Below are 10,777 nucleotides of genomic sequence, written 5' to 3'. Positions count from 1 at the left end.
GCAGCAGGCGGACAGTTTGCCAGCAGCCGCGTGACGCTGCAAGAGACGCTGGCACGCTTGACCCTTGAGGTGGATACGCGCCAAATCGTTGACCCCATCGACGCGGGTGCGATTCAGAATCCGAACGTGCTGCGACAACTACGAGCCAAGTGGCGGCTTCTAGCCAAGTTTGGCTACACCGTCCGAATCGCCTGGTGGGGACAGATCACCAAGGCAAATCGCGACATTGACGAACTGGCAGACTTCACCGAGATCGAGTACCTGACGATCGCGCAGTTTGAAACGCTAGCAGCCCAGTACAACGGGAGAGGTTGGCAGTGGCTCCAGCGGCTTAGCCAACGACTAGCGCGCCAGCCAGATCCTCTACGATCGGCGGCGGCACTGCAGCAAGATTTAGGGGAACCGGAAAGTGAAGTTTTCACCTTCCAACCCGGCGATCGCTTAAAAGCCTATCAAACAGCTATTGAGCAGGGACACCGCTATATCCTGGATCGATCGGTCACGGGCACCGGCAAAAGCTTTGACACGGGCAACCTAACCCCTGATTTGTTTGGCAGCGACTGCCGCCAAATTATCTACGCCAGCGATCAGCATCGCAACCCAACGGTGGAGACCTTGAGCAGCGCGAACGGTTGGGTGGACTTGGAAGCGCGGCACGGGGGACTGGTGCAGGAAACCACGCCCAATGGCAACACGCGCTGGAAGCGGGCAAACGGCGAGGTGCCCAACCTGCCCGCCAACTGCAATCGCATCCAACTCATTGGCGCACTCAGAGCCAAACACGTCAGCGGAGCCGATACCGCCTCGCTCATTTGTGGCGGGTGTCCCTTAAGGGAGGCATGCAGCCATGCCGAAGGTCAGAACTACGGCTTCTTGCACCAGCGTCGATCGGCACTGTCAGCAACCAAGCTGCGGGCGCACCCTGACAGCTTGCCCAGCACCAGCGACTACGACTATGAAGGCGTTGTTCTAGTCGCAGATGAACCAGGGCAGATCTTTCAGACGAAGCAAGCCCTAACGGTGACAGAACAAGACCTAACCCAAACCGTTACAACCCTAATGCATCATCCTCAACTGTTCACAGCCCTTCAACCGTTGCTGACCATTCTGCTGTCCTACCTGGACGGCACTGAACGCACTCAACGCTACGGCATGAGTCACACAGAAGTACTCAAGCAGTTAATCAACCCAGCTATTTCGATCGCCGAGGTGGAGCAGGCGCTGCAACCTGATTTGAGCTACCTCAACGTCACGCAGCAATACGGCGTTGATGCGGCAGATCTGCCGCCGAGTCTCCGCAAGCGGTTCGCCGAGCGCGATGCGGAGATGGCAAATCAAACGGAGCAGAAAATAATCAAGCAGTGGCTGCCCGATCTGCTACGAGTACTCAGCGGAGCAACCGGACATCTGCACCTGGAGCGACGGACGCTAACAATCTCGCTGCCCAATACGCGCCAGCGGGCGATCTTTCAAGCAGCCCAAGCAGCCGTTTTCCTCGACGCGACGCTGAGCCGGGAGGACTTGGCGCTGAAGTTAGGCTGTCAGCCTAGCGAAATTTTTGTCTGTCACCAAGCGGTTCCTCAGTACTCCAACTTGACGATCGCACAAGTGACGGACTTGGGGCGGTTGGGGATGCAGCGGGGAGCCGAGCAGCAGCGGCGCAGCGCGGCGATCGTCGCTCACTACCAAGCGCTTGACCCAGCCACGAAGGTAATTGACTTTAAGAGGCACGCAGCCGCAGGCTGGGGAGCATGGTGGCGCGATTCGCGCGGCGTCAACGACTTCGAGCAAGTCAGCCGATTGATCCTAATTGGCACCCCCTGCCGCAACCTCGCCGATCTGCTGGCGGAGTATGCCGTCCTCACCGGCGTCACCGATGCAGAAGATCCAGGGTTCCAATCGTTTGTTGATCGCGCCATTCGTGCGGATATGGTGCAGGCGATCGGGCGACTGCGGGCGCATCGACGACCAGATGAGCCGCTAGAGGTCATCGTCCTCAGCGATTTCGATGTGGGTTTACCTAGTATCCAACGGTTGAAGGCGAGTGAAATCACCCTGGAAGCCGCCGATCGTTGGGAGTGCTTCACGATGGCCGTGCAAGGGGCTGTAACGACGCTTAAAGCCACCGGCAAAAAGGTGACACAGACGGCGATCGCGGCGATTAGCGGCTATTCACAGCAGTACATTTCGCGCTGCTGGAAATTACTCCAAACGCTATTAGAAGCTTCTAATAGCGTTTGGAGTAAAAATTCAGATCCGCCAGTTGAGTCTGAGCTAGTCGAAGTTGCCAACGCTGCGATCGCTGAGTGTGAGACGGTGACGCAGACGATCGAGAGTGTTGCCGATATTTTCTGGGAATGGCTAGAACCTGGACAGCAAACCTGTTTCTGGCAAAGTCTCACTCGATCGACCCAAATGCAGATTCTAGAGGCGCTCCTACTGATGCTGCCAGAGCCGCAGATCGCGTTCTTGAATCCGAAACTGACTCACGCTAAGGGTAGCGAGACCTGAAACGTTATCGCACGGGAACTGAGAGTTGTAGGGACTCCAGATCCTGTAATCGTCTTAGTTTTATCAGATGGAGATAAGCGTTGTTATCTCTATCTAAATTCGATCACCAATGCGATCGACCGTGTCTTCAATCCCCCGCTTAACCTGGAGCTAAGCACGCAGCCGGTCACGCCTTCTACCAGGCGACCAGCGGTGTCTGGCTGACCGACCACGTGCTGCCTACCTGTCGGGCTGTCCCACTAGGGCAGGATCTCCACGTACCCGTCCGTTCCATGCACGCGGATTTGCTGCCCATCCCGGATGAGCCGGGTGGCATGCTCCACCCCCACGACGGCTGGCAAGCCGTACTCCCGTGCGATTACTGCGCCATGGGTCATCAAGCCTCCTACCTCCGTCACCAATCCCTTGATCGCGACGAACAGAGGCGTCCAACTGGGGTCCGTGTAGGCAGTGACCAGGATATCGCCCGGTTCGAGATCCGCCTCTGCCATGTCCAGAATGACGCGAGCCCGCCCCTCGATAGTCCCGGCGGAAACCGGTAAGCCGACCAGCGTGCCGGCTGGCAAATCGTCGCGTCGGTACGCCCCGGCGATGACCTCACCATCCGACGTAAACACCCGGGGCGGCGTGAGCGCTTGATACGACCTGAACGCATCCTTGCGCTGGCGGATGAGCTGGTCATCCACCAGGTTTGTGTGCACGACGTCATGGAGCTCTTCGAACCTGAGATAGAAGGTGTCTTCCTTCTCACGCAGCACATGGGCCTGCACGAGGCGATCGGCTTCTTCCAACAAGGCCTGCTTGTACACAAAGTAGCGGCTGACCATGCCGTACTTCGGATACTCCCGGTACCCAATGAAGGTCCGGACCCGATCGATCATCCGCTTGGTCTCTTCGGCTTTCCGCTCCCCGTCTGGCAAGGCCCGCAAGCGCTCCAGCAGCTCCTGTTCCTTCTTCCATGCCTCCTGCCGTCCTTGCTCGAAGCGCCGATCTCCGGCGCCCGGTTCGAAGTTCTTGATGTTGCCGAGGATCAGGGGCACAAGCGTGGTGGGGCGTTCGCTCCATCGCGGCCTCGTGATGTCGATCTCGCCGACGCAGCGCATACCGTACTTGTCGAGGTAGGCCCCGATGACGTCTCGCGCTTCCTGTCCGCCCGCGAGCTTGGTCAGCTCGTCTAGGAAGTCCTCGTCCTCGATGTGCTGCAGAAAAGCCACTACGTCCAGATGCGAGCGGATCACGTCCGCGACGTCCAGGAGCGCTAGCCCCATCTCCGACGTGATGTTGTGGGGGACGGACTGCGCGAGCGTGTCGGCCGCGTTCTTCTCGCCAAGCCACGCCTGAAGCTGCTCGTTGAGCCACCACGTGGCCTCCATCCCCGCCATGATCGCCTGATGGCTCTGCGGATCAAACAAGATCCGCTTCAGCTCCTGGATGTCCGCCCGGATGAAGTCGAGCAGTGCCGATCCGGACATCGCCTGGATGTCGCGCTTCAAGGCGGCGATCGAGTTCTGGTTGCGCCCAATCAGTTCAGCGACGATGGCCGGATCGGTCTCGATCGGGGCGGGCGCGCCACCCACTGGCGCCCCGCCGGAACCCTCGACTGGGAGCGACGGGATGAAGTCGCCGCGATCGAGGATGGTCTGCAGCGCGTCCCCGATCAGCGGATCAGATTTCCCCAGCATCCCCAGAAGGCCCGCGCGGCTCGCCGGTGAACCCAAGGCTTGGGTGACGTCGACGAACAGCCGCCCGCCAGCCTCGGCCATCGGTCTGGGTGTCGTCATCTGCCAGAAGGAAAGCCCAAGCGGCTTCATGGGGTCGGTCATCATTTGCTGATGGCCGACGGAGATGTAGACGCGGTTCTCCCCGTCGTCGGTCGTGGGGATGGGAAACAGCGTGGTGATCGGTCGGCTCTGGACGATCTGGAAGTCATCGTCCACCAGGCACCATTCGATGTCCTGGGGGCAGCCGAAGTGCGCTTCGATTTGCTGGCCCAGCTGGCTGAGCCGCACGACCTGCGCATCCGTCAGCACTGGCTGCTTCTGCCGCTGCGGCTCGATCGCTTGTTTCTGCGTCCCGCCTGTCGGTGAGGTGTGGATGGCGACTTGCTTGGTGGCGATCGTCCTGGCAACGACCGCGCCGTCCCGCACCTTGTAGACGTCCGCGTTCACTAGGCCGGAGACCAGGGCCTCGCCGAGACCGAAGCTGGCCTCCACGGAGGCGACTTTCCGGTTGCCCGTGACGGGGTCGGCCGTGAACAGGATGCCAGCCGCCTGCGGAAAGACCATCCGCTGCACGACTACGGCCATGTGGACCTTCTGGTGGTCAAAGCCGTTCCGCAGGCGGTAGGTCACAGCCCGCTCGGTGAAAAGCGAGGCCCAGCACCGGCTGACGCTCTGGAGGATCGCCGCCGGTCCCACGACGTTCAGGTCCGTGTCCTGCTGACCCGCGAAGGAGGCCATCGGCAAATCCTCCGCTGTCGCACTGGATCGAACGGCGTAGGCGGCTTGCTCTCCGAGTCGGGCGAGCGATCGGGCAATCGCTGCCACCAGATCGTCGGGGATGGCGATCGCCTCGATAGTTCGGCGGATCTCTGCGCTGAGCGCGCGGATCGCCTCCCGATCGTCCAGCTTCAGGCGCGACAGCCGATCAAGTCGATCGTCGATCGATGGCACCTCCGTCATGATCCGCTGGAAGGCGTTCGTCGTCACGCAAAAGCCAGCCGGCACGCGGAGGCCTTCGATTCGCGAAAGCTCTCCCAAGTGCGCGCCCTTGCCGCCAACAAGCGCGACCTGCCTCTGGTCGATATCCTGGAAACCCAACACGTAGCAGTCCATCCGCTCCCTCCCTTGTGCGTTCTCTAAAGAATGTCGCAGCGTCTCACCAGACCCCATCCCCTATCCTGCTTAGGGGATGCTGAGGGCGTCCGTAAGCCCCATGCCGGCTCCTCAGCCATCTCGGTCTCAGCAATCAGGTGACTGGTTGTCAGATTCCACCCGGGAACTCGATCGGATCGGGTGCCTGCCGTTGTTAGAGTGCGCAGTGGGAATAGGCAGCCATCCCTTCACCTGCCGTGCGGTAAGTCTACCGGTCCGCCCGCTCATCCTCTCTTGCCGCGTGCAGCGATCGTGCCGGATGGCTCCTAACCTAGCTCCCGCGCTCACCCGAAGGTACGCGTACAGGTACACCGCGTGGGATTGGTCGCCCGAAGTTGGGCGTGCCGTCGGTCCGCCACTCGAACCTCTGTGTGCGTGTGGTCCTGCCGCCGTACGTGTACTCGCTCGTCTCCTTGCCGTGGTAAATAATCCAGTCCTCTCTGCCGTCTGGCGACTTGAAGAAGCCGTTGTGACCAGGCCCGTAGACTGCCCCACCCGTGCCCGAATATCGGCTGAAGACTGGGGTAGGCGATTTCCTCCAGGACCTCGGCTCCGTCACGTCGCCGCCGACGTGGGTCAATAGCCCGAGCGCGTAGTCAGGCGTCCCCGTGTCGCTCGCCGAGTAGACCAGGAAGAGACGCCCTGCGCGCTGCAGCACGACCGGGCCCTCGTTGATCGGGTACCGTACCCGCTCCCAGTCGTAGTTGGCCTGTGCAATAACGGTGCTCCTGCCTGCCACCGTCCAGGGGTTGCTCAGGGGCGCAATGCGGATGCCGTTGCCATTGCCGGGGACGTGCGCGACCCACAGCAGGTAGAGTCTGCCGTTGGGCGCGCGGAAGACGCTGGGGTCAATCGCCCAGCCGTCATGTGCCGGGTCATAGATGCGCGCCTTGAATGAGTAGGGGCCGAGCGGGTCGGAACCGCGGCTCTCCAGAACGTAGAGGCGGTGGTTCTCGTCTACCCCGTCCGATGCGGTGTAATAGATGTACCAGCGATTATTAATGAAGTGGAGTTCCGGGGCCCAGATCTGTTTGGCCCGCTCCTTCACGTTGGGCGTGTGGACTTTGACTTTGACGCTGGAGCCCAAGCCTGCGAGGGTGCGTGACTTCCAGACCCAGATGCCGCCCTCCGGATCGAGAGTCGCGGTGAAGTAGTAGTGCCCCCCGCTATAGACCATCCACGGGTCGGGCGACTGCTGCGCTCTGACGATCGGGTTGGTAAAGGTCCCGGTCGGGACTTGGCTATAGACCGTCGGCGTGAATACCGACAGCAGAGCAATGACAAGCAGTGGCTTACCTTTCAAGCATCTCTCCTCGGTTACGTCCGGCAACAAATCAAATTAGCCGGTGCGGATGTAATGCTACAAGTAGACTCATCTCCAAGCGAATTGTTCGACGGTGACGACAACTTGAGAATGCTCACTCCTCGTTAAGCCACAGAGGACGCTTTGTATCTATCTACTCCACTTATCCCATGCCGCTCGTGCCACCTTTGCAATCACTTCTTCACGGGTCGCATCGTTAGCCCTGGAATCTGAGACAAACACTGCGATCGCTAAATGTTGCCCATTCGGTAGCGTCACAAGTCCCACATCATTTGTTGCAGCCGCCATTCCATCAATGGTGCGTGATGTACCAGTTTTGTGCGCTACCACTGTCTTATCAGGCAACAATCCTTTAATGCGTTTTAGACCTGTAGGTGTCTCTGTCATCAACCGTAGCAATAACGCTCGACTAGATTTTGAAAGCCCTTGCCCTTCGTGCAATGCACGCAATAATACGACTGCTGCATCCGGTGTGGCATAGTTGCGATATTGCACAGCGTCATCTTGACCGATTTTCTTTTCCGTATCGGCTACAACAATGCCATTTACACTAAGGTCGCGCAAGAACTGAGTAACAGCCTCCGGTCCACCTACTAGCTTCAACAGCACATCACAAGCTGTCCCATCGCTTTCGGATACCGTGTACTTCAGCAGTTCAGCTAGGCTCAATTCTACCCCTTGCGGATTCTTGTCTCGAATCGGACTGTACTGAAAGTCTGAGACAAAATCGCTTGTTTCAACCCGAACCTGCTGATCTAGCCTTAATTTTCCTTGATCAACCTGAGCCAGCACAGCCATTCCAATGGGAAACTTATAAACACTTTGCATTGGAAATTGCTGGTCTCCATTCAGAGTAACTGACTCCCCGGTTTCTAGTACTGTGGCTGTAACCCCAACACGCCCTTGAGTAGCATGAGATATTTGTTCGATTTGATTGCGTAATTCGTTTTTATTATTCGCATTAGATGCTAGGACTTCTCCTGGTGCATTTGTTTGACGGTCTTGGTCGTCTGCTCTGTTGCCAGAATTGTTGCTCACACAACCAACAGTCAGTAAAGACAAACAAAATACGTAAAGCCACACATTTTTAATTGTTGCTTGAATCATAAAATCTGAATTGAAGCCATGAACAGCCTAGAGCTACACTCGGTAATTGTCAGATTTCGGACTTCAAAAAATTTTATTGGTTTGGCGTTTAAAGCTGGCGGAAAACCTCCACAATACGCCCTAGCGGACAGCATAAAGCCGTCAAATGGCAAAGGTGAGCGGTTGCAATAACTTTCAGCTCAGCACATCAATCTATTCTGGCTTGGTTCTAAAAACAGTTGATCGCCAAGCTCATTAGTCAAGATTGGAACGTTTCCATACAGCCCTAGCATTGGATAAGCTTGTTTGCAATTATCAAAAGGTTTCTATCTTCGTCAAAAACTCTATCTAACTCTTCACGACAAACGCCATTCCAGTGAGATGGGAACAGCAGAAGTGACACAGTTCTTGGCCCATTTGGCAGTCGTCGAGCATGTTGCAGAAGCTGTTAGGACACAAGGACGTGAAAACAACAATGATCTAAACGCACGCCTTGAATCGCGGTGGGCGAGGAGTCCGGAGTCCATTAGATATATGAATTACCTACTTCCTAAGCGATGAGTGATGCATAAATCGTGTTATCTCTACCTAAATTCGATAGCAAAGGGCGATCTCCGATGCATTCCTCACCTGCTGATTCAGTTTTGCCGATTGTGATTGTGCCACTCAAGGGCGGCAAGCCGCGAGCACCTCAGCGAGAGGAATTGCCAGACCTGCGGCACTGGCAGATCGAAGAGTTTCTGCGTCAAACCGGGAAGTCGGACAATACTCAACGGACGTATCGAGGACAGTTACAACGATTTGCCGCGTGGTCTGACAAATCCTGGTTAGAGGTAACGCCGAGTGACATCGGCAAGTATCGACGGGAGTTGAAAGGCAAGGGATTGAAGGCAACCTCCATGAATCATGCGCTGAATACGCTACGGTCGTTCTACAACTGGCTGCGCCGCAGTAACGGCTACCCAATGAACCAGCCACTGCCGACCGATGCGATCGACTTAGAACGGCAACCCGAACCGCAGGCGGACCATCTGGAGAAGGAAGATTTGAGTCAACTGTGGCAGGCGCTAGAACTCGATGAGCGGACGCGCGTGCGCGATCGCGCGATCGTAGCGGTGCTGAGTCACGGTTTACGGGCATCGGAAGCATCAGCGCTGAATGTGGAACACTGGAATGGCAAACTGCTAACCGTGCATCGCTCGAAGGGGCAGACCGTGAGTCAGGTGCCGCTAAACCGGGAGGCGAGATCGTACTTAGAAGCGTATCTGGAGTGGCGACGGCAGCAAGGTGAGGCGTTTGAACCCACGCCAGAGAGTCCGATGTTTTTGGCGCAGGACCCGAAGAGTGCAGGGCATCGGTTAGGGTACAAGGGCTTACACAAGATGGTGAAGCAGTTGGGAGCGATCGCGGGGGTGGATCAGCTGAACCCGCACAGATTTCGGCACACGTTTGGCACGGAGGTAACGCGGCGGGGAGTTGACCCAATGTTTGGTAAAGAGTTAATGGGAATTCAAAGCGATCGCGTCTTCCAGCGCTACACAAAGGGCGTGTTCAAGCAAGCCGCCGCCGAGGCGTATTTGCAGGCGATCTGCGAAAATACGGACCCCGAGTACGGCAGAACACCGAACACTGCCGATTCTGCAGTGGTAAAGCGGAATTGATATCAAATGTCTTTTGCGTTCGTCTTAAGCACTACTTTGTAGCATGCACACCACTGCACCTTCATCCTTGATTCATTCTTCAGGTATGGGAATCTCCTCAGCGGTCATCCCATAAGCTAGATAAAGCAGAGTAATGCACCATTTAGGATGCTGAGTAGTCGGTTTTCTCTGACAAACGATGCCCCTACTACTGGTTGACCTAGACGGCACCCTCCGGGAACCACGGAGCGGAGCTCAATATTTTCAGCACCCCAAGGACCAGCAGGTTATCGCAGGGGCAGATAGTGCACTGGGCACCTATGGCGATGATTGGCTGGTGGTTGGCATCACCAATCAGGGCGGTGTTGCTGCAGGGCACAAATCGATTCAGCAATGCATTCAGGAACAGCAATACACCTTCGAATTGTTTCCCCAACTGCAAGAGATTTACTTTTGCCCGGACTTTGAGGGTAAAAAGTGTTTTCGTGTCACTCATCACAACGTTCACAACCACAGCAAGACGAAGTGGTCAGGGCAGTACCGTAAACCGGGAGCGGGGATGTTACAACTGGCGCTGGCAAGACACAAACAGCGGCCTCAAGAATCACTTTATGTGGGCGATCGCCCCGAAGACGAAGCCGCCGCTCAGCGGGCGGGTGTCGCTTTTGAGTGGGCATGGAACTGGATCGCACAACACGAGAAAGCATCCCTAGCCAGCACCTAAGAGCATCGGCTATGACTTACTCGTTAGATTGCTGCGAGCACGATGCCAATGAAGGACAGCAGAACGATCATTTTGAGCAAGACCTTGCCAGTGCGGGCATGAAACTCAAGCCCCTGTCTCATCTAGGGATAAGGCTAAGCGATCGCAAGAGTAGTACGACCCTTACCCAGTGATTTGGTTAGGAATCCACAGAGGGGATCTTGTCTGCTATAGTAGGCAAGTGCCGAAAGGAACTCCTCAGAAGTGACCCGCAGCCAACCGACTTGCAGCCGTAGTACAAACACCGCTAAAAAGTCTGGTTAACCTTACCCCAAAGTGAGCGCTGCGCTGTTAAACTGAAGGAGTGCCGTGGGGAAACCCAGGCACCCTGAACCAAGAAAACAAAATAGTTTGAAAGCCAAACAAGCATCTAAGCCTCGTTAAGAACGTTGTGTTTTGGGTAAAGCCCAAAGCAAAAAGAACAGAAAGAGGATTCCGAAACAGTGAGAAATATTGTTTCGGAGTCAAGCCAACAAACCTCTACAACATGGAGAGTTTGATCCTGGCTCAGGATGAACGCTGGCGGTCTGCTTAACACATGCAAGTCGAACGAAGTCTTCGGACTGAGTGGCGGACGGGT

Annotated in this window: 7 protein-coding genes, 1 rRNA gene and 1 pseudogene; 6 read left to right on the top strand and 3 right to left on the bottom strand. The window is 56.6% G+C overall.

Annotated features, from left to right (window positions below; translation table 11 throughout):
• The coding region (locus H6F43_RS02970; protein ID WP_190340516.1) for a hypothetical protein at positions 1–2,511 on the top strand (2,511 nt) is incomplete at its 5' end.
• 239 nt (positions 2,512–2,750) lie between these two features.
• Here H6F43_RS02970 and rph read toward each other — a convergent pair.
• The 3 genes from rph to bla form a co-directional block, all read right to left on the bottom strand.
• Positions 2,751–5,345, bottom strand: coding sequence for a rifamycin-inactivating phosphotransferase (gene rph / locus H6F43_RS02965; protein WP_190340514.1), 2,595 nt, complete (start codon positions 5,343–5,345; stop codon positions 2,751–2,753).
• A gap of 310 nt (positions 5,346–5,655) precedes the next feature.
• Entirely contained in the window at positions 5,656–6,687 is a 1,032-nt protein-coding gene (locus tag H6F43_RS02960) for a glycoside hydrolase family 43 protein (protein ID WP_190340512.1), read from the bottom strand.
• A 150-nt stretch (positions 6,688–6,837) separates the two neighbouring features.
• Positions 6,838–7,815, bottom strand: coding sequence for a class A beta-lactamase, subclass A2 (gene bla, locus H6F43_RS02955; protein WP_190340510.1), 978 nt, complete (start codon positions 7,813–7,815; stop codon positions 6,838–6,840).
• 415 nt (positions 7,816–8,230) lie between these two features.
• On the opposite strand from bla, the pseudogene H6F43_RS22975 reads away from it, so the two are divergent.
• The 5 genes and pseudogenes from H6F43_RS22975 to H6F43_RS02935 form a co-directional block, all read left to right on the top strand.
• Positions 8,231–8,332, top strand: a pseudogene (locus H6F43_RS22975) (integron integrase); the annotation flags it as partial.
• Between the two features lie 79 nt (positions 8,333–8,411).
• On the top strand, positions 8,412–9,455 hold the full coding sequence (locus H6F43_RS02950) for a tyrosine-type recombinase/integrase (RefSeq protein WP_190340509.1): 1,044 nt from the start codon (positions 8,412–8,414) through the stop codon (positions 9,453–9,455).
• Between the two features lie 178 nt (positions 9,456–9,633).
• Positions 9,634–10,158 (top strand): HAD hydrolase-like protein, encoded by a 525-nt coding sequence (locus H6F43_RS02945; protein WP_190340508.1) that lies wholly within the window; start codon positions 9,634–9,636, stop codon positions 10,156–10,158.
• A gap of 11 nt (positions 10,159–10,169) precedes the next feature.
• Positions 10,170–10,331: a hypothetical protein gene (locus H6F43_RS02940; protein WP_190340507.1), complete on the top strand. Its 162-nt coding sequence runs from the start codon at positions 10,170–10,172 to the stop codon at positions 10,329–10,331.
• 350 nt (positions 10,332–10,681) lie between these two features.
• Positions 10,682–10,777, top strand: a 16S ribosomal RNA gene (locus H6F43_RS02935); the annotation flags it as partial.

Source organism: Leptolyngbya sp. FACHB-36, from assembly GCF_014695955.1.
In the GTDB taxonomy this organism is placed as follows: Bacteria; Cyanobacteriota; Cyanobacteriia; order Leptolyngbyales; family Leptolyngbyaceae; genus FACHB-36.
This window is presented reverse-complemented; position numbering and strand designations above follow the sequence as displayed.